General features: G+C 72.8%; 22 protein-coding genes. 7 read left to right on the top strand and 15 right to left on the bottom strand.

Annotation, left to right across the window (positions count from 1 at the left end):
- The first annotated feature begins 21 nt into the window (after positions 1-21).
- Entirely contained in the window at positions 22-1,641 is a 1,620-nt protein-coding gene (locus tag AB1673_09270; protein ID MEW6154160.1) for a sialidase family protein, read from the top strand.
- A 322-nt stretch (positions 1,642-1,963) separates the two neighbouring features.
- Here the strand turns inward: AB1673_09270 and selD are convergent, their stop codons facing one another.
- The 10 genes from selD to AB1673_09220 all read right to left on the bottom strand — a co-directional run bounded on the left by selD (position 1,964) and on the right by AB1673_09220 (position 11,835).
- Entirely contained in the window at positions 1,964-2,968 is a 1,005-nt protein-coding gene (gene selD, locus AB1673_09265) for a selenide, water dikinase SelD (protein ID MEW6154159.1), read from the bottom strand.
- A gap of 56 nt (positions 2,969-3,024) precedes the next feature.
- Positions 3,025-3,936: an ABC transporter permease gene (locus tag AB1673_09260; protein MEW6154158.1), complete on the bottom strand. Its 912-nt coding sequence runs from the start codon at positions 3,934-3,936 to the stop codon at positions 3,025-3,027.
- Entirely contained in the window at positions 3,902-4,867 is a 966-nt protein-coding gene (locus AB1673_09255) for an ABC transporter permease (GenBank protein ID MEW6154157.1), read from the bottom strand. The genes AB1673_09260 and AB1673_09255 overlap by 35 nt, the downstream gene beginning before the upstream one ends.
- Positions 4,868-4,940: 73 nt before the next feature.
- Positions 4,941-6,620, bottom strand: coding sequence for an ABC transporter substrate-binding protein (locus AB1673_09250; protein MEW6154156.1), 1,680 nt, complete (start codon positions 6,618-6,620; stop codon positions 4,941-4,943).
- Between the two features lie 61 nt (positions 6,621-6,681).
- Entirely contained in the window at positions 6,682-7,095 is a 414-nt protein-coding gene (locus AB1673_09245; GenBank protein MEW6154155.1) for an RpiB/LacA/LacB family sugar-phosphate isomerase, read from the bottom strand.
- Positions 7,095-7,640 carry a hypothetical protein gene (locus AB1673_09240; GenBank protein MEW6154154.1) on the bottom strand — a complete coding sequence of 182 codons (546 nt, stop codon included), beginning with the start codon at positions 7,638-7,640 and terminating at the stop codon, positions 7,095-7,097. Before AB1673_09240 ends, AB1673_09245 begins: the two co-directional genes overlap by 1 nt.
- Before the next feature lie 55 nt (positions 7,641-7,695).
- Complete coding sequence (locus AB1673_09235) at positions 7,696-8,643, bottom strand: VWA domain-containing protein (protein ID MEW6154153.1); 948 nt, start codon at positions 8,641-8,643, stop codon at positions 7,696-7,698.
- A gap of 20 nt (positions 8,644-8,663) precedes the next feature.
- A complete protein-coding gene (locus AB1673_09230; GenBank protein MEW6154152.1) occupies positions 8,664-9,590 on the bottom strand; it encodes a DUF58 domain-containing protein in 927 nt (308 codons plus the stop codon).
- Between the two features lie 35 nt (positions 9,591-9,625).
- Positions 9,626-10,711, bottom strand: coding sequence for an AAA family ATPase (locus AB1673_09225; GenBank protein ID MEW6154151.1), 1,086 nt, complete (start codon positions 10,709-10,711; stop codon positions 9,626-9,628).
- 101 nt (positions 10,712-10,812) lie between these two features.
- Positions 10,813-11,835, bottom strand: coding sequence for an NAD(P)H-dependent glycerol-3-phosphate dehydrogenase (locus AB1673_09220; GenBank protein ID MEW6154150.1), 1,023 nt, complete (start codon positions 11,833-11,835; stop codon positions 10,813-10,815).
- 119 nt (positions 11,836-11,954) lie between these two features.
- Between AB1673_09220 and AB1673_09215 the strand changes: the two genes are divergently transcribed.
- The 5 genes from AB1673_09215 to AB1673_09195 are packed head-to-tail and all read left to right on the top strand — an operon-like array spanning position 11,955 to position 14,884.
- On the top strand, positions 11,955-12,809 hold the full coding sequence (locus AB1673_09215; GenBank protein MEW6154149.1) for a metallophosphoesterase: 855 nt from the start codon (positions 11,955-11,957) through the stop codon (positions 12,807-12,809).
- The gene (locus AB1673_09210; protein MEW6154148.1) at positions 12,809-13,117 is read left to right on the top strand and encodes an antibiotic biosynthesis monooxygenase; all 309 of its coding nucleotides are present in this window, start codon (positions 12,809-12,811) and stop codon (positions 13,115-13,117) included. The genes AB1673_09215 and AB1673_09210 overlap by 1 nt, the downstream gene beginning before the upstream one ends.
- Positions 13,114-13,707 carry a 2-phospho-L-lactate guanylyltransferase gene (gene cofC / locus AB1673_09205; GenBank protein ID MEW6154147.1) on the top strand — a complete coding sequence of 198 codons (594 nt, stop codon included), beginning with the start codon at positions 13,114-13,116 and terminating at the stop codon, positions 13,705-13,707. Before AB1673_09210 ends, cofC begins: the two co-directional genes overlap by 4 nt.
- Positions 13,704-14,438 carry a PIG-L family deacetylase gene (locus tag AB1673_09200; GenBank protein ID MEW6154146.1) on the top strand — a complete coding sequence of 245 codons (735 nt, stop codon included), beginning with the start codon at positions 13,704-13,706 and terminating at the stop codon, positions 14,436-14,438. Before cofC ends, AB1673_09200 begins: the two co-directional genes overlap by 4 nt.
- Positions 14,435-14,884, top strand: a complete 450-nt coding sequence (locus AB1673_09195; GenBank protein ID MEW6154145.1) for a hypothetical protein — start codon at positions 14,435-14,437, stop codon at positions 14,882-14,884. The genes AB1673_09200 and AB1673_09195 overlap by 4 nt, the downstream gene beginning before the upstream one ends.
- Here the strand turns inward: AB1673_09195 and AB1673_09190 are convergent.
- Positions 14,869-15,636, bottom strand: a complete 768-nt coding sequence (locus tag AB1673_09190) for an HAD-IIA family hydrolase (GenBank protein MEW6154144.1) — start codon at positions 15,634-15,636, stop codon at positions 14,869-14,871. The two genes, AB1673_09195 and AB1673_09190, sit on opposite strands and share 16 nt — an antisense overlap.
- A 35-nt stretch (positions 15,637-15,671) precedes the next feature.
- Between AB1673_09190 and def the strand changes: the two genes are divergently transcribed.
- Positions 15,672-16,259, top strand: a complete 588-nt coding sequence (gene def, locus AB1673_09185) for a peptide deformylase (GenBank protein ID MEW6154143.1) — start codon at positions 15,672-15,674, stop codon at positions 16,257-16,259.
- Between the two features lie 19 nt (positions 16,260-16,278).
- On the opposite strand, the gene AB1673_09180 is transcribed toward def, so the two are convergent.
- Genes AB1673_09180 through AB1673_09165 form a run of 4 tightly spaced genes read right to left on the bottom strand, consistent with a single transcriptional unit; the run spans position 16,279 to position 22,261 of the window.
- Complete coding sequence (locus tag AB1673_09180; GenBank protein ID MEW6154142.1) at positions 16,279-18,561, bottom strand: SMC family ATPase; 2,283 nt, start codon at positions 18,559-18,561, stop codon at positions 16,279-16,281.
- A 1-nt stretch (position 18,562) separates the two neighbouring features.
- On the bottom strand, positions 18,563-19,681 hold the full coding sequence (locus tag AB1673_09175; protein MEW6154141.1) for a DNA repair exonuclease: 1,119 nt from the start codon (positions 19,679-19,681) through the stop codon (positions 18,563-18,565).
- 10 nt (positions 19,682-19,691) lie between these two features.
- Positions 19,692-21,287, bottom strand: a complete 1,596-nt coding sequence (locus AB1673_09170) for an ATP-binding protein (protein ID MEW6154140.1) — start codon at positions 21,285-21,287, stop codon at positions 19,692-19,694.
- Positions 21,284-22,261, bottom strand: a complete 978-nt coding sequence (locus tag AB1673_09165; protein ID MEW6154139.1) for a DNA double-strand break repair nuclease NurA — start codon at positions 22,259-22,261, stop codon at positions 21,284-21,286. The genes AB1673_09170 and AB1673_09165 overlap by 4 nt, the downstream gene beginning before the upstream one ends.
- Positions 22,262-22,278: the final 17 nt, after the last annotated feature.

Genomic DNA, 22,278 nt, shown 5'->3' with positions numbered 1-22,278 from the left:
ACCGATTGGGGGGGGATCGCGGTGCGTCGGTTCCGATTCAAGCTGTGGACCGCAGTGGGCGCGGGCTTGTTGGCGGGGGTCACCGGTGCCTCGCCCATCACCGCCCAGCAGGGCGACGAGATCACCCCGGTGGTGACGGCCGCCGTCCAGGTGACGACCAACCCAGATCCGGCGCGCGGGCATTCCACCCCGCTGATCACCCGCAACCCGAAGACGGGCGTGCTCGTCATCGCCGATTGCGAGGCCCGCACCAAGAGGACCATCGACGTCTACCGATCGACCGACGACGGCCGGTCGTGGTCACCGGGCGGCAGCCCCATGACCAGCCCCTGGACCGACGCGTGCGGCAACCCCGACTCCAACATCAGCCACAGCATGGTGTACGACAAGGACGGCGTCCTGTACATCGGGTTCCACGCCAGCGACCCGAGGTTCGCCACCATCGACCGGCCGAACCGGCCGGTCCACATCTGGTTGGCCAAGTCGGACGACGACGGCCTCACGTTCGAGACCGTCCGCGTCTACGAGGCCCCCGAGGCCCCCGAGGCCGACCGTGGCCTCAAGCGCAACTACCGGGCGTGGGTGGCCGTCGACCCGAACAACCCACGGTACGTCTACGTCTCGTGGATGCAGTTCCACCTCAACGACGACGTGCCGTCGGGCAACAAGGCGCTGATCGTGGCGTCCAGTGACGGTGGCCGTACGTTCGGCCCGCCCTTCTCGTTGCGGGAGGGCGATCCGCAAGGGTCTTACGAGGGGCGGCCGGCGGTCGACGGAAAGGGCGTAGTGCACGTGACCTTCGCCGGGCGGGGCCGGGTCGAGCCGGCTCCGGCGGGCCAGCCTGCCCCGCAGCCGCCCATCCGCACCGTGCTCTACCGCTCCTCCTCCGACCATGGCCAGACCTGGTCTGACGCGAAGCAGATCGAGGAGGGCAACGCGGGCTTCGCCCACAACCGGAAGTGGGCCCTTCGGGCCGACCCCAACTCCGACAACCTCTACGCCATCTGGTATGGCCACCCCAATCCCCGACCGTCACTGCCGGCCGACGACCGCGACGTCTACATCCGGGTGTCACGCGACTCCGGCGCGACGTGGGAGGACCGGCGGATGGTGAGCGACGGCGACCTCCCCAACGTCCACCACATGCACCCCAACATCTCGCTCGCGCCGAACGGGCGGATCGACGTCGTCTGGCTCGACAACCGCAACAGCCCGGTGCCGGCGGGCACCAATACGCCGCCGGGTGTCTCCTTCTACATCGGCCACCAAGACGTGTGGTGGTCATACTCCCTCGACCAGGGCCGGACCTTCTCCGAGGGGATCAAGATCAACGACCGCATCATCGACCGCCGTTTCGGCATCTGGCAGGGCAACGCCGACATCCACGGGCCGACCGGCATCGTGTCGAGCGACGACGCGGTGTACTTCGCCTGGCAGGACAGCCGGAACGGGACGAACGAGGGGTCAGCCGACGACACTTACTTCGCCAGCGTCCACCTCCACGGAACGCCCCAGGTCATCGCGAAAGACGACGACGAGGGCGTACCCGACGCCGTCCTTATGGGCGCCGGGCTGGCCATCGGCATGGGCCTGGCCATGATCGTCGTCTTCGCCGTCAGCCGCAGCCGAGCCGCCACCTAGCCGGCTACCGACTAGCCGCTGGTAGCGAGCGTCCTGCCACGGTTCGCCCTGGGGGGTGTCGTTCTCCATGCGGGGACCAGTCATCCCAACCCCATCCTGAGGTCGCCCACAAGGGCCACGAGCGAGGCGGCCAGTTCCTCAGACGGCGCCGCCGCTCCGGCTGCCCGCACCACCATCGCTATACCCTCGGAACTGGGCGAGCCGAAGAGCCGCGAGAGGAGGTCGATCGCCTCCCCCGTCGGCAGCGCAAGCCCGAACGCAGAGCGGGTCAGGCACGCCAGGCGTCCTCGTTCTTCCCCATCCAGTCCAGGAGTTCACCCACCTACCGCAGTTCGACCCCTGGGCCGCGGGCCACGACCCGGCCCACGGTCACGAAGCCGGCCTCGGCCAGGCCCTGGTCGGTGGCCGCCGACGGCGACACGGCAGCCAGCAGCCCACCGGAGGTCTGGGGGTCGAAGCACAGGTTCTCGACGGCCCGGGGCACGCCCGCGCCGACCGTCACGTGGTCCTGCAGGTAGGCCCGGTTACGGGCGTCGCCCCCGGTGACCACACCGGCCTCGGCCACCTCCCGGGCCCCGGGGTAGAAGGGCACCGAGGCGGCATCGATCTCGAACCCGGCCCCCGACCGCTCGGCCATCTCCCAGGCGTGGCCGAACAGGCCGAACCCGGTGACGTCGGTGACGGCGTGGGGTGGTTCGGCCAGGGCCGACAGGGCCTCGGCCGCCCCCCGGTTCAGCCGGCGCATGTGGGCGATGGCGATCGCCTTGTCGTCGGGCTGCCCGCCGGCCAGCAGGATGCCCGTGCCCACCGGCTTCGACAGCATGAGCACGTCCCCGGGGACGGCTCCTGCCTTGGTCCACACCCGGTCGGGATGGACCAGCCCCTGCACGGCCAGGCCGAAGATGGGTTCTTCCGAACGGATGGTGTGGCCCCCGGCCACCACGCCCCCGGCCTGGGAGACAACGTCGGCCGCGGCCGCCAGGATCGCCGCCACCGCCTCGACGGGCAGCTTCTCGGGAAAGGCGCTGATGTTCAGGGCGAGGACCACCCGGCCGCCCATGGCGAACACGTCGCTGCAGGCGTTGGCCGCGGCGATGGCCCCGAAGTCGGCGGGGTCGTCGACCAGGGGGGGGAAGAAGTCGGTGGTGGCCACCAGGGCGGCGTCGTCGGACAGCCGGTAGACGGCGGCGTCGTCGAACGGGGCCAGGCCCACCAGCAGCGAAGGGTCGGGCATGGCCGCGGCCAGCGACTTGACCAGACCGGAGAGGGGCGAGCCTCCCCACTTGGCCGCACAGCCGCCGCACGAGGTCCACTCGGTGAGCTTCAGGGTCGTTTCCACGCCGGCCAGTATCGCCGGTGAGGACCGCTACGGCAGCCCACCCCTCAGCGGTTGGGCGTGAGGGAGTCGTTGAGGCCGTCGCCCAGGAGGTTGACGGCCATCACGGCCAGGGCCAGGGCGATCCCGGGGAACACCGACATCCACCATGCCACCCGGATGAACCGCTGGGCGTTGGAGACCAGGAAGCCGAGGCTCATGGCATTGGGGTCGCCCAGGCCCAAGAAGCTGAGGCTGGCCTCGAGCAGGATGATCCGCGAGGCCAGCAGGGCGATGACCACCACGGCTGCGGGCACCAGGTTGGGCAGGATGTGCCGGACCAGGATGCGGGTGTTGGTGGCCCCCAAGGAGCGGGCGGCCTCCACGAACTGTCTCTCGCGCATCGACAGGGCGTCGGCCCGCACGACCCGGGCCAGCATGGGCCACGAGGTGAGCCCCAGCACGAGGATCATGTTGTCCATCCCGCTCCCGAACAGGGCCAGCACCAGCAGCACCAGGAAGAACCGGGGGATCGTCTGGAACAGTTCGGTGAAGCGCATCAGGGCGTCGTCGACCAGCCCGCCCCGGTAGCCGGCCAATGCACCGATGGCCACGCCCAGGGCGGCGGCGATGAGCACGACCCACAAGACGACGACCGCGGACGTGCGCATGCCATGAAGGGCGGCCGACAGGATGTCGCGGCCTAGGTTGTCGGTGCCGAACCAGTGCTCGGCCGACGGCGGCTGCAAAGGCTGGCCGGCGTAGGCGAACGGGTCACCGGGCTTGAGCACGTTGGCCATGAGGCCCAAGCCGAGCAGCAGCACGGTGAGCACCAGGCCCACCATCCCGGCGGGGTTGCGCCGGAACCGGCGCAGCGCCAGGCGCCGCTCCGAGATGGGCTTGTCGGGGAGCTCGCCGAGCGGCCCCGAGGTGGCCGCCGCGACCTCAGCGGTAACGGATGCGGGGGTCGATCCAGGCATAGACCAGGTCGGTGAGGAGGTTGGCGAGCAGGACGCTGAAAGCGACGACGAGCACGACGCCCAGCAGGACGGGATGGTCGCGGGTGTTGGCCGCGTCGAGCAGGAGCCGGCCCAGGCCCGGCCACCCGAAGACGGTCTCCACCAGCACCGCCCCCGAGAAGAACGAGCCGATACGGCCCCCGATGACCGTCACCACCGGCAGCATGGCATTGGGGAGGGCGTGGCGCATCAGCGCGTTCGTGGGTGAGAGGCCTTTCGACTTGGCTGTGCGCACGTACCCGGAGGCCTGCTCCTGGATCAGCCCGGTACGCGCCACCCGGGCCACGAGGGCGACCTCGGACACGGCCAGGACCAGCGCGGGCAGCACGAGGTGGTGGGCGATATCGAGGTAGTGGGCCAGGCCGGTGTGGTCGGCCCGGGCGTCGGTCATCCCCTGGATGGGGAACCAGCCGGTGCGAAAGGCGATCGTGAGCAGGGCCAGCTGGGCCAGCCAGAAGGTGGGCAGGGCGTAACCGACGAGCGAAGCCGTGCTGACACCCAGGTCGACCATGCCCAGGGGCCGGCGGGCGGCGGCCAGGGCCAGTGCCAGGCCCCCGATGCTGGAGATGACCAGCGAAGTGCCCAGCAGCAGCAGGGTGGTGGGCACGCGCTCCCGGATGAGGGTCGAGACCCGCTGGCCCTGGGCGAACGAGTTTCCGAGGTCGCCGCGGATGACGTTGCTGAAGTACGTACCGAACTGTGCGGGCAGGGGCCGGTCGAGCCCGAACTTCTCCCGCATGAAGTCGAAGTACTCCTGGTCCCCGTTCCCGCTGGCCACGGCCGTCACCGGGTCGCCGGGAGCCAGGTGGATGATGGCGAAGGTGATGACGATGATGGCGAACACGGCCGGTACGACCTGGGCCAGGCGGCGGGCGAGGTAGCGCCAGCTCATGGGGTCATCGCCATTGGGACCAGCGCGCCACGGCCTGCCTCACCGGGAGGCAGGCCGTGGCGGGACGCTCTTCTCAGCGCCGGCAGTAGGCGGCCTCGGCGAAGAGGCCGGTGTTCTGCAGGTTGAAGCCGGTGCACGCCGAGTTCCACACCCGGGTGCTGACGGTCTCGGCCATCCAGATGTAGGGCAGGTCGCGAACGGCCATCTCCTGGATCTGCTGGAACAGCTGGTTGCGCCGGGTGGCGTCGGCCTCGGTGGTCGACTGGTCCCACAGCCGGTCCATCTCCGGGGTGCTGTAACCCGAGGCGTTGGTGAACGCCGCCTGGCTGATCTGGCTGGAGTGGTACTGGCGGCGGACGCCGATCAGAGGGTCGGCCTCGTTGCAGTAGGAGATGATGGCCGTGTCGAACTTGCGGTCGCGGAACACGGCCGCCGACAGGGTCGGGTTGTCCTCCTGCTTGGTCTCCAGGTCGACGCCGATCTCTCGCCACTGCTGGCGCAGGGCCTGGCCGTAGTCGGTCTGGGTGCCGGCGAAGCCGTGGAAGTCGATGCGCAGCGGGGTGCCGTCGGGGACGTTGGGCACGCCCCGGGCCACCCGCACGCCACCGCCCTCGTCGCGCCAACCGGCCTGGTCGAGGAGCTGGCGGGCGCGGTTGAGGTCGAAGGCGGGCATGGTCAGGCCCGTGGCCCGGGCCACGCCGATGGCGCTGTGGATGGGCTGGGCCGAGACCCGCCCCTGGCCGAACAGGATCTGGTCGGCCGCCTGCTGGCGGTTGGTGGCGTGCCAGAAGGCTTGGCGGACCCGGATGTCATCGAAGATGGGTAGGTGGCCCTCACCGGGGCGCAGGTTGAACGCCACCGTCAGCACGCAGTTGCCGCCGCCGGGGCCCCGGGAGGCGTCGCCCAGGGTCACGTTGCGATCGCCCCGCAACACCGACAGGTCGGACGCCTGCACGCCCCAGGCCCAGTCGACCTCACCCCGCTGGAGAGCCAGCGTCTTGGCGCCCTGGTCGAACCCGATCCTCATGACCAGGGTGTCGAAGTACGGGAGCTCGGGCCGGAAGTACTCGGTGTGGCGGGTCAGGCGGATCTCACTGGTGTCGTAGGACACCAACTTGAACGGGCCGGTGCCGACGGGCGAGCGGTTGGCCGGACACCCGGCCACGGTCGAGATATCGCTGCAGCCCTCGTAGACGTGCTTGGGGATGATGGGCGCCTCGGTCACGTTGAGCTGCTGGAGCAGCGGGGCGTAGGGCGCCGGGAAGCGGAATATGACCGTGCGGGCATCCGGCGCGGTGACGGTCACGTTGGCCGCCATCAGCGATGCCCGGGTGCGGGAGTGGAAGGGCAACAGCGCCTTCTCGAACGTGAAGACCACGTCGTCGGACGTGAAGTCGCGCCCGTCGTGCCACTTGACGCCCTGGCGGAGGTTGAAGCGGTAGACCGCCCCGTTCTCCTCGATCGTCCAGTTCTCGGCCAGCTCGCCCACCGGGCGGCCGTCGGGGTCGAGCCCCACCAGCCCGTTGAACATGGGCTCGGAGGCGGTGTGGACACCGCCGTTGGACGTCACGGCCGGGTTGAGGCTGCCCGGGTCGGCACCGTCGAGGGCCACGACCAGCGTGCCCCCCCTGACGGGCTGTTCCTCGACGGTCGTCGGGGCCTGCCCGGTCGAGGTGTCGTCGTCGGTGCTGCACGCCCCAGCCACGAGGCCAAGTACGACGGCCGCCAGTGCGGCCCTCCTGCCTATGCGCATTCGAATGTTCCCCGCTTCCGTCTCGGTGGCCGCCCGATGCGTTCGTTACAGGATGTTCACTTTAGCCGAGGTCGACTAACGCGACGTTGGCGGCCTCGCCCTCGTCGGGCTCGGTGGCCAGGAACGCCTCGATCATCTCCCGGGCCGTCGTCTCCGACGTGAGGCGCAGTCCCATGGCCAGCACGTTGGCGTCGTTCCACCGGCGGGCGCCCCGGGCCGTCTCGGCGTCGGTGCACAGCGCCGCCCTCACCCCCGCCACCTTGTTGGCCGCCATCGACACACCGGTGCCCGTCCAGCAGCAGACGATGCCCCGGTCAGCCCGGCCGTCAGCCACCCACTCCCCCACCCGGCGGCCGACGTGGGGCCACGGCTCGTCTTCGACCACCAGCACCACCTCGTGGCCGGCGGCGGTGAGGGCGCCGACGACCACGTCGGCCAGCGGCGTGCGCTCGTCGGTGCCGAACGCCACCCGCATCAGGCCCTCCGGCGGGCCCTCCCGGGCCGCACGGCGGCCGCCAGCCCGAGGGCGCCCAGCGCGGCCAGCGCAACGCCCGTCAACCAGCCCGATGGCCCACTGCCGGTGTCGGGGTGCATGGCCACCGTGGGCGGCACGGCCAGCGATGTCGTCGTCGCTCCGGCGGCCAGCGTCGAGGTGGTCGTGGCCCCGACCGCCGTCGAGGTGGTCGGGGCCGCAGCCACCGATGTGGTCGTCGTGGCCGTAGCCACCGATGTGGTCGTCGTAGCCGTAGCCACCGATGTGGTCGTGGTGGCCCCGGCCACCGATGTGGTCGTGGTGGCCCCGGCCACGGTCGTGGTCGTGGCGCCCGGCACCGCCGAGGTGGTCGTCGGCCCGGCCGCAGTCGTGGGTGGGGCGCTGGTCGTCACCACCGTCGTGGTCGTGGCCCCAGGACCGGTGGCCGTACCCGTATCGGCCCCGCGCCGGAGCACGGCAGTGGTCACCCCCGTCCCCAAGAGGACGAGGATGAGGACGAACAGTAAGTTGCGTGGCCCGCGTCGCACGAATAAACCTCGGCGGTCAGCCTACGGGATGCCAGGCCCCGTTTCGCGGACCCTCTCACGGCAGGCGGGACGACCACAGGAGCGAGCCCGCAGCCGCGGCCATGGCGAAGAGCAGGCCTAGGCCTACGAACCACGAGGTGACCTCGCGCGGTTCGGTGCGGAAACCGATCGAGCTGCCGATGTCGGAGTACACGGCCCGTAGCTCGCTCTCGGACTGAGCGTCGAACGAGCTCCCTCCGGTGGCCTCGGCCAACTGGCGCAGGGCGTCGCGGTTCACCGGTACGGGCACGAGCTGGCCCTCGACGGCCACCGTCCCCCGGTCGGTGCCGAAGGCGATGGTGAACACCGGCACCTGGGCCTCCACGGCCGCCCGGGCCGCGAGCAGGTTGGGCCGGCCCACCGTCGTCTCGCCGTCGGACATGAGCACGATCCGGGCCGGCGGGGCCTCCTGGCCGGGATCGGAGGGCACGGTGGCGATGCTCTGGAGAGCCAGGAACACGGCCTCGCCGATGGCGGTCCGGGGGCCCAGGTCGAGCGTCGAGATGCTCCGCTTGACCAGCTCGTGGTCGGTGGTGGGCGCCACCAGCACCTGGGCGGCCCCCGAGAAGGCGATCAGCCCGAGGTTGAGCCGAGGCGGGAGCAGGTCGACGAACGAGGCGGCCGCCTGCTTGGCCGCCTCGATGCGGGTGGGCTCCACGTCGGTGGCCTCCATGGACAGCGACGTGTCGATGGCCATGATGATCGTGGCCCTCTCCAGGGGGACCTGCACGGGCCTCGACGGTTTGGCGAAGGCGACGGTGAACGTCGTCACGGCCAGCAGGAAGACGGCCGCGGGCACGTGGCGGCGCCACGCCGGGCGGCGGGGGGCGATGCGGTCGAGCAGGGCCAGGTTGGTGAAGCGCACGGCGTACTGCTTGCGGCGAAGCTGCTGGACCACGTAGAGCACGGCCAGGGCGACCACGCCCACCAGGAACCACAGCCGCCCCGGAGCCAGGAAGCTCACGGCCGACAGGGCCGGGCTCGTCACGGCTGCACCTTCTGGAACCCGGCGCCCCGCCGCCGGGTGGCCACCGCGAAGTGCACCACGTCACGGACCCAGTCCCGGTCGGTCCGCAGCTGCAGGTGCTGGGCGCCGGCCCGGCGCAGGGCGGCCGCCACCTCGGCCCGCTCGGCGGCCGCGGCCGCCGCGTAGCGCTCCCGCAGGCCCGCCTTGGAGGTCTGCACCTCGTAGAGGCGGCCGGTCTCGGGGTCGACCAAGGTCAGGTACCCCACGTTGGGCAGCTCCAGCTCGCGGGGGTCGAGCACCTCGACGGCCAGCACCTGGTGACGGGCGGCCAGGGCCCGCATGGGCTTCTCCCACGCCCCTGCCTCCAAGAAGTCCGACACCACCACCATCAGCCCCCGCCGCCGCGGGGGGCGCAGCAGCAGCTCCACGGCCGCCCCCAGGTCGGTGCTCCCGGCACCGTCGCCGTCGGGGGGGCGGGTCATCAGGGTGTGGAGCAGGGCCAGCATGGCCTGGCGCCCAGGGCGGGCGGGGACGTGGGCGTGGCCCCCGGGCCACACCAGCACGGCCCCCATGCGGTTGCCCGTGCGAGCCGTCAGGAAGGCGACGGCCGCGGTGGCGGCCACCGCCAGGTCGCGCTTCTCGCACAAGGCCGTGCCGAACATCAGGCTGGCCGAGCAGTCGACCAGCACCCAGGTCTCCAGCTCCCGGTCGGCGATCAGGTCGCGTACGTGGGGCGAGCCGGTGCGGGCCGTGAGGTTCCAGTCCATGCGGCGTACGTCGTCGCCCGGGCGGTACTCCCGCCCGTCCCCCGGTTCGCTGCCGGGGCCGGGCAGCAGGCCCTGGTAGTCGCCCTGGAGCAGGCCGTCGAGGCGGCGGGTGATCAGCAGGTCGAGCTGGCGCAGCACCTCCTCGGCCCGCCCCACCCGCACCGACGGTGGGGCCACCGCCCACTGCCGCGACGGCGCCGGGGGGGCGGCCCTCACGCCGGCAGGCCCTGGGCGGGCGGCGGCGGGACGGCGGCCGCGGCCGCCTGGGGAGTCAGCCCGGCCGTGGGGTCCTGGCTGGGGGCCAGCCGGGGGGCGGGCACGGCCTCGAGCACCTGGCGCACGATCTGGTCGGCCTCGACGCCCTCGGCCAGCGCCTCGTAGGACAGCACGAGGCGGTGACGGAGCACGTCGGGCCCCACGTCCATCACGTCGATGGGCAGCACGTAGTCCCGGCCCCGCAGCAGGGCGAGGGCACGGGCGGCGGCCACCAGGCCGAGGCTGGCCCGGGGGCTGGCGCCGTAGGAGATCATGGGCACCAAGTCGTCGAGCCCGGCCTCGGCCGGCTCCCGGGTGGCGAACACGATCCTCACCGCGTAGTCGACGATGGCCCGGTGGGCGAAGATCGTGTCGGCCACGCCCTGGAGGGCCACCAGGTCGTCGACCTCGAGCATCCTCGAGGCCCGGGGGGGCGAGACGCCCATGCGCTGGACGATCTCCACCTCCTCGGCCCGGGTCGGGTAACCGACGACCACCTTCATCAAGAACCGGTCGCGCTGGGCCTCGGGGAGGGCGTAGACCCCCTCGGACTCGATGGGGTTCTGGGTGGCCATGACCAGGAAGGGTTCGGGCACGGCGTGGGTCACCCCCCCGATCGACACCTGGTGCTCGGCCATTACCTCCAGCAGGGCCGACTGCACCTTGGCCGGTGCCCGGTTGATCTCGTCGGTGAGCACGAAGTTGGCGAACACCGGGCCCAGCTCGACGTCGAAGGTCTCGTTGGACTGGCGGAAGATGCGGGTGCCGACGATGTCGGAGGGGATCAGGTCGGGCGTGAACTGGAGGCGGGCGAAGGTGCCCCCGACCACGTCGGACAGGGTCTCGACGGCCAGGGTCTTGGCCAGGCCGGGCACCCCTTCGAGCAGGCAGTGGCCCCGGGCCAGCAGGCACACCACCATGCGCTCGATCAGCCGGTCCTGGCCGACGATGACCTTCTTCACCTCGAAGAGGGCCTTCTCGAGCAGGGCGGCGGCCTGGGCGGGACCGGGTGCCGCAGGGCGGGGTTCGGAGAAGTCGGTCAACGGAAGGCTCCTGGGCGGACGGAGGGCGTCGTTGGCATGGTACGGGCCAGGAGCCGTGGTGGGCGCGCGGCGCTCACAGGGCCCGCACAGCACGGCGGCCCTCAGGAGGGGGAAGTGGCCGCGATCCCGTGCAGCTCCGAGCGCATGACCCGGGCCATGAGGTCGGTCACGACGTCCGACGCCCGCTTGCCGTTGTAGAGCACCTCCACCACCTGTTCGGCGATGGGGGTCTCGGTCCCCACGGAGGCGGCCAGCTCGACGACCACGGCCGACGTGCGCACACCCTCGGCCACCCACCGGGTCTCGGCCGTGATCTCGGCCAGCGTCCGCCCCCGGCCCAGCTGCTCGCCCACGAAGCGGTTGCGGCTGCGCCCGCTGGTGCACGTGGCCACCAGGTCGCCCATCCCGGCCAGGCCGGCGAACGTCGAGGCCCGCCCGCCCAGGGCCGTGCCCAGGCGGGTGAGCTCGGCCAGCCCTCGGGTGATCAGGGCGGCCCGGGTGTTGTCGCCGAACCCCAGCCCGTCGGCCATGCCGGCGGCGATGGCCATCACGTTCTTGAGGGCACCGGCGACCTCGCACCCCACCACGTCGGGGTTGGTGTAGACCCGGAAGGCCTCGGTGCTGAAGAGCTGCTGGAGCTCGGCGGCGACGTCGTCGTCGCCCGCGGCCACCACGCTGGCCGTCGGGTAGCCGGCCACGATCTCCTCCACCAGGTTGGGCCCGGTGAGCACCGCGCTGGGATGGCCCGGGGCCACCTGGGCCACGATCTCGGTCATCCGCAGGTGGGTGCCCTGTTCCATGCCCTTGGCCAGGCTGACCACCGGGGCGCCCGGGCGGATGTGCGGGACCGCCCGCGACAGAACGTCTCGAAAGCCGTGCGAGGGGACGGCCATGACCACCACCTCGGCCCCCTCCAGGGCCAGGGCCAGCGAACCCGTCGGGGCCACCAGGTCGGGCAGCACCAGCGACGGGAGGTACTCGGGGTTGTGGCGCCCGGTGGCCGCGGCCAGGGCCAGCTCGGGCCGGCGGGCCCACAGCGAACACGGCACCCGCCGGCCCACCATGGCGGCCATGGCCGTCCCCCACGACCCCGCGCCCAGGACAGCCACGCGTGCCGGCGACATGGGCCCACCGTACCGCCACATCTACCGGCACATCTGCCGGCACATCGGCCGGCGGCACATCGGCCGGCGGCCCCGGCCGGGCTGGGATGAACACCGCGCCCGCCCTTACACTCGGCCGGGTGGGCCGCCACGAGTTCGTCATCGCCCAGCTCTCCGACCTCCACTGCGGGTCTCCCTACTTCGACGGCGAACTGCTGGCGACGGCCGTCAACGAGACGCTGGCCTTGGAACCCGACCTGGTCGTCATCGGCGGCGACCTCACGGCCGAGGGCTACGCCCACGAGTTCCGCATGGCCCAGGATCACCTCCAGCCGCTGACCGACCACGGGTTGCGGGTGCTGGTCGTGCCCGGCAACCACGACTCCAAGAACGTCGGTTACCTCCACTTCCGCGACACCTTCGGGCCGGGCGACGTGGCCGACAAGGGCGACCGGGTCATGTCGGTGGCCGTCCCCGTGAACGGCAACCCCCAGTTCCGCGCCCAGGTGGTGGCCATCGACTCGTCCAAGCCCGACCTGGCCGAGGGCGAGGTCGGCCGGGAGCGCTACCGCTGGGTGCGCCAGCAGTTCGACGTGGGCGAGGCGTTCCGCATCTTCGTGCTCCACCACCACCTGGTCCCCGTGCCGGGCACGGGGCGGGAGCGCAACACGGTGTGGGACGCGGGCGACGTGCTCGCCCTCATGGCCGAGTGCGACGTCGACATGGTCCTGTCGGGCCACAAGCACGTCCCCCACCTGTGGCTGCTCGACCACGTGCTGCTCGTGAACTCCGGCACGGTGTCCTCGCACCGCCTCCGGGGTTACACCCGGCCGTCGTACAACGTGATCGAGGTGACCGAGGCCGAGGTGCGGGTGACGCTGAAGTACCCGGGCACGGGCGAGAGGCTGGCGGGCGTGCTCGACCGGGACAGGATGGCCCTCACCACCAGCCCCGACCTGGCCGGCATGTTCATCAAGAGCTCGTGGAGGCCGTGATGCCCACCTACCTGCGCCTCTACCAGAGCGCCGTCGACCCCTCCGACGTGGCCGAGGTCAGGCGGCTGTTCGACGACGACGTGGTCGGGGTCTTCTCCGCCCTCGACGGCTGCCTGTCCGTCGAGCTGTTGGTGAGCGTCGAGAAGAACGCCGGCGGCCTCGTCGAGGGGGCGGTAGTCACCCGCTGGGCGTCGCTCGAGGCCATGGAGGAGGCGGTCGCCTCGCGGGCCGTCCAAGAGGCCATCGTGCGCTTCCGGGGGCTGCTGCGCCAGGAGCCGCTGGCACGCGTGTACGAGATCGCCGGGTGAGCCGGGGGCGACCGGGCTTGGGCCCGGTGGCGGTCCTGCTGCCCGTCAAGGCGTTCACCGAGGCCAAGCTGAGGCTCGCCCCCGCGCTGGCGCCCATGGCCCGGGCCGAGCTGGCCCGGGCCATGGCCACCCACGTGGTCGAGGCCGCCCGGCCCCTGCCCACGGCGGTCGTGTGCGACGACCTGGAGGTGGCCTCCTGGGCCCGCCAGCAGGGGGCGCTGGTCATCTGGGAGCCCGAGCGGGGCCTGAACCGGGCCGTCGAGGCGGGTGTGGCCCGCCTGGGCGAGGGTGGTGCCCGGCGGGTGGTGGTGGCCCACGGGGACCTGCCCCTGGCCCGGGGCCTCGCCTGGGTGGCCCGCTTCCCGGGAGTCACGATCGTGCCCGACCGGGCCGGCAACGGCACCAACGTGGTGGCCGTCCCGGCCGGGGCCGGGTTCACGTTCTCCTACGGCCCGGGGTCGTTCGCTCGCCACGGCGCCGAGGCCTTCCGATTGGGCCTCCCCCTGAGGGTCGTGCGCGCCCGCCACCTGGGCCACGACGTCGACCTGCCGGCCGACCTCCTGCACGAGCGGGTGGGGGCTCCCGCATGAGCGAGGTGTCCACCGACCTAGAGGTGCCGGCCCGCGCCCTGGCCATCGGCGCCCACCCCGACGACGTGGAGTTCGGCTGTGGCGGCACCCTCGCCAAGTGGGCGGCCGCCGGCTGCGAGATCTTCCACCTGGTGTGCACCGACGGCTCCAAGGGCTCGTGGTCGCCCGACGAGGACCTGGCTGCACTGGTGGCCACCCGCCAGCAGGAGCAGCGGGCCGCCTCGCGGGCACTGGGGGGCACGGGCGAGGTGGTGTTCCTGGGGTGGCGCGACGGCGAGCTCGAGGCCGGCCTGCGCCAGCGGTGGGAGGTCTGTTACTGGGTACGCAAGCTGAGGCCCGACGTGGTGCTGGGCCACGACCCGTGGAAGCGCTACCGCCTGCACCCCGACCACCGGGCGGCCGGCTTTCTCACCGTCGACGGCATCGTGGCCGCCCGCGACCCGCACTTCTTCCCCGAGCAGGAGGTCACGCCCCACCGGCCGGCGCACCTGCTGCTGTTCGAGCCCGACGAGCCCGACCACGTGGAGGACATCGAGGGCTGGTTCGACGCCAAGGTCGAGGCCCTCATGGCCCACCGCAGCCAGCACGTCACGACCCACGAGATCGACGATCCCGACGACACCACCCAGGCGGACCGCTTCCGCCAGCGCATGGCCGACCGGGCGGCCGACCACGGCCGTCTGGCCGGGCTGGCCCAAGGCGAGCAGTTCAAGCGCATGAGCCGGCTGTGAGCGCCGCCCGTCCGGGGCGCCCGCCCTGGCGCCGGCCGTGGCTGGCCGTCGTGGGCGTGACCGCTGTACTGGCGGCCACCGCCTGTGGCAACGAGCCGGCCACCAACGTCCAGCCGCCCCACCCGGGCGTGCCCGCCCAACCCTCGGACGTGCAAGGCATCTACCGCAACATCCGCCAAGGGCTGCTCCAGCTCCGGGGCAACGGCGGGTTCGTGCTCATCGCCGCCCAGGGCAGCGGCCCCAGCGCGGGCGAATACACGCTGTCCAACGGCCTTCTCAACGTCGTGACCAACCTGTGCGGGCAGGCCATCGGCGAGTACCAGGTGACAGTGGGTGGCATCCCCGAGCCCGGGGACGCCACCTTGCACTTCACGGTGGTGCGCGACGACTGCGCCGAGCGGGCCCACGACCTCACGGTCGAGGCCTGGGTCTACGCCGACTCCTGAACCTGGCCGTCGGGGCCGACGACGTCGGCCAGGCGAGCAGCCACCAGGGCGGGGGCGGCCTCGGGCGCGATCGGCTCCTCGGTCGTCACGCCGCTGAGCACCAGGACGAAGGGCACCCCCAGGCGCCGGGCCATGAGGCCGTCGGTCGAGGGCCGGTCACCGATCAGGACGGTGGGACCACCGGTGCCCAGCCGGGCGTGCACGAGGTCGGCCATGGGCTGGTAAGGCTTGCCGGCCACGACGGGCTCGACCCCCCCGGCCGCGGCCACCGCGGCCAGGATGGCCCCACCTCCGGGCACAGGGCCGCTCGGGGTCGGGTAGGTGGTGTCGTCGTTGGTGCCGATCAAGACGGCCCCACCGGCTATGGCCCGGAAGGCCGCGGTCAACCGCCCGTAGTCGAACTCGCGGTGGAACCCCACTACGACGGCGTCGGCCGGGCCTTCGGTCACCGTCTCGGCCCCCCGGGCGGCCAGCGCCTCGACCACCCCCGGTCCCCCGCACACCAGGGCGGTGGCTCCGGGGGCGACGAGGGCGGCGGCCGCCTGCGAGGAGGTGGCTATCTGCTCGGGTGCGGCCTCGATCCCCATGCCCGCCAGCTTGTCCACCAGGTGGGCCACCGTCGGGTTGGAGTTGTTGGTGAGGAACAGCAGGCGGTGACCGGCCCGCCGGAGGCGGCCGACGGCCTCGGGCGACCCCGCGATGGGCTGGTCGGCCAGCCAGATGACGCCGTCGAGGTCCAAGATCACGTTCATGGCGGCCTGTTGCTATCACCCGCCAGACTGCCGGAATGATCTTCGACATCGTCCAGGCCGGGGACCCCGTGCTGCGCCGGCCGGCCAGGGCCCTGGCGGCGGCTGAGATCGGCACCCCGTTCGTCCAGGAGCTGATCGTGTCCATGCGCCAGACGATGTACGACGCCCCGGGCGTGGGCCTGGCCGCGCCCCAGGTGGGCGAGGGCCTCCAGGTCGTGGTCGTCGAGGACGACGGCCCGTGGCTGGGGTCGATGAGCGAGCCCCGGAGGCGGGAGCTGGGCCGCAACGCCCTGCCCTTCGCCGCCCTGGTCAACCCCACCCTGGAGCCGGTCGGGGACGAGACCGACGAGTTCTTCGAGGGCTGCCTGAGCGTGGCCGGGTTCTCCGCCCTCGTCCGCCGCCACCGGGCCGTGCGGGTCAAGGCCCTCGACGCCAATGGCGAGCCCGTGGAGATGGAGCTGGCAGGCTGGCCGGCCCGCATCCTCCAGCACGAGCTCGACCACCTGGCGGGCGTGCTCTACATCGACCGCATGGACCCCCGCACGTTCACCACCAACGAGAACTTCGGACGCTGGTGGAAGGCCCGGCCGGCCCACGAGGTGAGGGCCGGCCTGGGCGGCTGAAAGGCCCAGCCACCGGTGATCACCGGCCGGTTACGAGGCGCACGGCCGCCCGCCGGTTGGGCCGCTTGACCACCTCGATGGCGTGCGGGAGCTGCTCTTTGATGGCCGAGTCGTGGGTGACGACCAGCACCTGGCGAAACCGCGAGCGCAGCCGTTCGAGGGCGGCCAGCATGCGGTCCTTGCGCTCGTCGTCGAGGGGGCCGAACACCTCGTCGAGCACCAGCAGGCCGACCATGCCCCCCGACTGGAACTGCACGTGCTCGCTGATGGCCACCCGCAGGGCCAGGTTGGCGAGGTCGGTCTCGGACCCCGAGAAGCGGTCCATCCCGTAAGCCTGGCCCTGGTCGGACACCCGGATCTCGTAGGTCTCGGGGTCGACCTGGAGGTCGTCGTACTCGTGGTCGGTGAGCTCGGCGAACAGGTTGGCGGCCTGGGCCGACAGGCGGGGCCCGGCGCTGGCCACCAGCGTGTTGCGGAACGAGTGCAGCAGCTCGCCCAGGCGCTGGAGGTGGCGGGCATCCTCCACCTGGACGGCGAGCTGGGCGTGCTGAGCCTCGGCGTCGGTGAGCCGTTGGGCGGCGGCGGCGGCCGCAGTGGCCGCCTGGGCTGCCCGCATGGCCGCCTGCTGGGCCGCCCGCTGAGCGGCGGTCAGCTCGGCCCGTAGCCGCCCCCGGGTGGCGCGGGCGGCGGCCAGGGCCTCGGGCACGAACCCGAGGGCCGCGAGCTTCTCGCCGAGAGTACTCAGGCGGCCCGCGCACGCGTCAACCGACAGCCGCTCGGCCGCCAGCTCGGCCTCCAGCTCGGCCCGCCTTTCGATCCGGCTCCGCAGCCAGAGAACCCGCTCGTAGGCCTGCCGGCGTTTGCGCAGCTCGTCGGCCAGGGCAGGAAGGGCGGCAGGGTCGGGGACGGCGTCGCCACACGCCTGGCGTGCTCTCTCCAGGGCCTGCTCGGCCTGGGCTCGCCGCGCCTGGGCCTTCTCGAACGTCGCCCACTCGGCCCGGGACCGGCGCAGGGCCACGGCCCGGGCCGTTGCCTGCGCGGACGCCTGCTGGGCGGCGGCTGACAGCTGGGCCTGGCGGGCGGCTAGGGCCTCACGCCTCGATCCCACCTCGGCCAGCTCGGCGGCCCGGTGGGCCTGCACCTGCTCGAAGGCGCCCCCCAGGGCCTGGCCGCACAATGGGCAGCCGGCCTCCCCCGACAGGCGTGACGAACGCTCGACAGCCGCCTTGGCCCGCTGGTGCTCTTCCTCGGCCGCCCGGAGCAGGCCCTCGACCCCGGCCAGCGCCTGGCCCGCGGCGTCGGCCGCGGCCCGGGCCTGCTGCTCACCCTCCTCATCGGCCGGCTCGGGCTCGGGGGGGACCACCACTGCGGCCACCGCCTCGGCTGCTCCGGCCACCGCCTGCAAGGCGTTGACCCGCGCTTCTACGGCCGCCAGCCCGGCGGCAACCGGCTCCAAGCGGGTGAGCTCACCGGCGTGGCGCTCGAGCTCGTCGAGCGCAGCCGCGGCCTTCTCGGCCCGCAACGACCCACGGTCGTGCTCGGCGCGCACCGCCGACGCCTCCGCCGCGACCCGGTCGTGCTCATGGCGCAGGGCGTCGAGCCGTTCGTGCTCGGCCTCGGCCTGGGCCGCCGCCTCGGCCAGCTCTTCCGCGTGCCGGCCGGCGGCCACCGCCTCGGCCCCGGCGGCTTCAGCCTCGGCCGACCGGGCCGTCGCCTCCTGTTCAAGCGTGGCCAGGTCAGGGAGCAGCGAGCGCAGGCGTTCGACGGTGGCGGTGGCCTCGCGGCCCTGCGTACGGGCCCGGTCGCGGGCCGAGTCGACGGGCGTGATGCCCAGGAGCTGGAGCACGAGCTTGCGCCGCTCCTCGGGGCGCTGCTGGGAGAGGGCGGCCAGCTGCTTCTGCTCGGCGAAGACCGAGGCCCGGAAGGCGGCGTCGTCCATGCCCAGCACGGAGTGGACGTAGCGGGCCGTGTCCCGCGCCCCCTCGGCCACCTGGAGCCGGTCGGCGTGGGCCTGGGCCTTGACGGTCGCCCCCGAGCCCGAGATCGAGCGGCGGACCACGTAGAGGTGGCCCTCGTGCTCGAACTCGACCTCGGCGATGCACTCGGCCTTGACCCCCGAGGTGCGGACCTGGTCGAGGCTGGTGCGGGCCCGGCCGAACAGGGCGAAGCGCACCGACTCCAGCAAGGTCGACTTGCCGGCCCCGTTGAGCCCGTAGACGCCCACCAGCCCGGGGGGGATGTCGAGGTCGACGGGCTCCTCGAAGACCCGGTAGTTCTGCAGGTAGAGGTGGGTGATCTGCATGTCAGCCGGCCGCCTCTTCTACCGCCCGGGCCAGCTCGTCACGCCCGCGCTGGCGGATCCACTCCTTGTCATAGCCGGCGATGTCCTGGCCCTCCACGTAGCGGTCCCACCGGGTGGGCACGGTGTCGAGCTCGGCCAGCTCGACGTTGGAGGCAGCGTGGGCGAAGTCGGGCTCGAGCTTGAGCACCAGCGCCCGGGCCCCGGCCTCGGCCACCGCGTGGCGGTCGAGCAGGCGGTAGGCCTCGGGGTCGACACCCTCCAGGTAGAGGCGGGCTACGGCCCCCTCGGGCACGGTGGCGGCCCGCTCCAGCACCTGGGCCTCGACCTCGGCGGGCGACAGGCCGAGGGCGTGCACGGCCTCGAGGGTGACCAGAGGGCGCTGGCCCGACAGGGCGACGTGGCGGCTCTCGCCCGTGTCGGTGTCGAGGACCAGGATGCCCTTGGCCTTGTCGGGGTTGTCGGCGAACGAGAACGTGTCGGTGGCCCCCGCGTACCAGATGCCGTCGCCCACCTTGGTGTGGAAGTGGTAGTGGCCCAGCAGCACGAAGTCGGAGCGCAGCGCCCCGGCGTCGACCTCGATCTCGTTGATGTCGGCGTGGCTGGGCTCGACCTGGGTGACCCGGGGATGGGTGAGCAGCAGGTTGACCCGGTCGAGGCTGCGCCCCCGGTCGGCCTCGTCGAGGGCGGCCAGGGTGTCGGCCACCGTGAGCATCTGAGGCACGGCGTGCACGACCAGGCCGGGCAGCTCGAAGTGCTCGTAGGCCATGCGGTGCGCGAAGTGCACGTCGCGGAACGTGTCGGCCAGGGCCGAGTAGGGGCTGCCCGTGCCCGGCAGGCGGGGTGTGTCGTGGTTGCCGCTGATCACCACGGTGGCCACCCCGTGGTCGCGCACCCGGGCCAGCGCCCGCTGGGCCACCCGGAACGACCGGTAGGTGGGCCGGGGGTGGTCGAAGACGTCGCCCAGCCACACCACCAGGTCGGGCGACTGGGCCAGCGCCAGCTCGACGGCCGCCTCGAACGAGACCTCGAAGTCACGCTCGCGCTGGTTGACCCCCTCGGGCGTGGTGAACGAGTAGTAACCCCGCCCCAGGTGGGCGTCGCCGATGGCCACGACCCTCACGACGGCCCCATCAGTCCACGAAGGCGGCCACGTTGGGCGGGGCCACCGGGCGGGGGGCGGGCGGGGGCGGGCAGGCGCGCACCACGTCGGCGTAGAGGTGGACCTTGGCGGGCAGGGCGAAAGGGGCGTCGAGGTTGGCGATCAGGCACTCGCCGGGCATGAGCGTCTGGATCTCGGGGCCGAGGGCGGAGATGTCCTGCTTGGACGAAGAGCGCAGGATGTTGCGGTCCTTCTCGTCGGCCAGGCCCAGCACGAAGAACGTATTGAACTGGCTGAGCAGCTCGCCGTCGAGCAGCTTCGGTTGCTGGGTCACCGCGCACAGGCCGACCTTGAACTTGCGGCCCTCGCGAGCTACCCGGGGGAACACGTTGGACTCGCGGTCCTGGTTGCCGGCCAGCACCCGCTGGGCCTCCTCCAGGACCACGGCCACCACCGGGAGCCGCTCGTGGGCCTCGGGGTCGTCGAGATAGGCCCCGGCCCACTCGTCGAGCACCCGCCGGGTGAGGAAGGAGGCGACCAGCACCTCCTCGGTCGAGCCCAGGCCGCTCACGTCGAGCAGCACGACCTTGCCCTCGCGCAGGTCGCGCAGCACGGCCGCCCCCACCGACACCGAGGCGTCGGCGGCCACGCACGGCAGCCCCACGATGCGGCACGCCCGGCGGTGGACCACCTGGAGGGTGTTGAGGGCCACCCGCCCGTGCAGCTCGGCCTCCCGGAACCCGGGCAGGTCCTCGACATGGGAGAACTCCAGCAGCCACCCCAGCCCGGTCGTCTCCCGGCCGTAGTGGCGCTCCAGCTCGAACAGGGCCTCCTCCTGGGGGCGTGACCACTCGTAGGCCGTGCGCAGGTCGTCGACGGTCAGCTCGCCCAGGCCCACCCGCAGGGCCGAGGTGTTGGGGAGCGAGCGGGCCGCGTAGGTGCGTAGGCGCTCGCCGGCCCACGGGTGGCGGCCCAGCTCCCCCCGGTACTCGCCGTGGGGGTCGATCACCAGCAGGCCGTAGCGCCCCTGGGCCCGCAGCACACCCGCGGCCAGCACCTTGACGAGGTTGGACTTGCCCATGCCGGTGGTGGCGAACACCCCCACGTGGGTGGCCAGCGAGCGCCCGGGGATGCCCACCTCGAACTCGACGGTGGTCTCGCCGCTACGCAGCAGGCCGAGGGGAAGGTCGCCCATCCGCGTGCGCAGGAAGTCGAAGTCGGCGGGCTCGGGCGACACCACCCGGGAGAACTGGGTGGGAAGGCTCTTGGGCTTGCGGAACTCGTCTCCCCCCGGCGCCAGGTAGCCCAGGCAGCGGCAGGTGGCCACCCGGTAGGTGCGCTTGGACTGCTCGTGGAGCCGGTGGGCCCCGAGCTCGCCCCGGGAGTCGTCGGACAGCAGCGTGCCCGCCACCCGCTCGGCCCAGCCCGGCTCGCGGTGCTCGCTGCCGTAGGTGACGTCGACCACCCTGAACAGGTAGCGCCGGCCGGTGGCGTCGTCGACGCCCACCAGTAGCTCGCCCAGGAACAGGTCTTCGTCGGGCCCGGCCCGGAAGACGGCCTCGAGCACGTTCTTGCCGAACAGCCGGCCCCGGCTGGCCGCCGCCCCTGTCCCGCTCCCGGCGCTCATGCCCGCTCCATGAGGGCGTGGCGGTCGGCGAAGGCCCGCTCGCGCACCTCGATGGGCACCCCGGCCAGGTCGAGGTGGTCGTCGAGGTCGAGGCGCACGTCGTGGCGGGCCCACGAGGGGCAGGCAGCCAGGCGGTCGGCCACCGACAGCGGGTAGGGGTAACCAGGGAAGGCGGCGTCGTCGCACAGTGCCGACAGGGCCCCCAGGACGGGCTCGGGGTCGGCCGCGGCCGGCAGGTCGACCCGGAAGGCGAAGCGGGCGTCGGGGTCGAGGCGGGCGGCCAGCACCATGACGTCGAGGCCCAGCGAGGCCCGGGTGCGGCCCACGGGCGCCCACCACATGGCCCGCTCGCCCAAGGTGGCGGCCGCCTCCAGCTCCAGCTGGCCGAGCAGTGGGGCCCCTCCTCTCGAGAGCGAGGAGTGCTTGGTCACAGCCGCCACCGTCACCCCCCGCGACTCGGCCTCGGCCACTATGGCCGCCACCTCGGCGACCGGCACCCGCAGGTCGGGCCGCAGGTCGCCGTCGACGAGGACCATGGCCCCCGGCGTGGCCTCGGCCACCGACCGCCCGACGGCTTTCCACTCCTCGCAGTCGCGCAGCAGGTTGAGGTCGACGGCCGCGTCGGGTGACACTCCGAGGCCCAGCGACAGGGCGGCCACCCGCTCCTCGCCGCTGCCCAGCAGCCAGGCCCGCAGGTCGCCCTCCTCCTCGGTGACGGCCTCCCCGCCCACGAACCGCACCCGAGCGGCCCGGGTCACGGCCACCTGAACGCAGCGGGCGTCGGCCACCACGGCCTGGCCCCCGTCGACCGCCCACACCTCGGGCGGCGCGGCCCGGCGGGCCAGCGGCCGCAGCTCGACCTCGGCGGCCAGCTCCAGGTCGCTGCCCTCGGGGTCGGCCAGGGGCGCCACGGGGCCGGCGCTCAGGAGGACGGCCAGCCGTTCGGCGGCGGCGAGCAGGGACGGCGAGGCCATAGCTCCACTATCCCAAG

The sequence above is a fragment of the Actinomycetota bacterium genome, from assembly GCA_040754375.1.
In the GTDB taxonomy this organism is placed as follows: Bacteria; Actinomycetota; Acidimicrobiia; order Acidimicrobiales; family AC-14; genus JBFMCT01.
The sequence above is the reverse complement of the archived record's forward strand: the minus strand, read 5'-3'. Positions and strand labels throughout refer to the sequence as shown.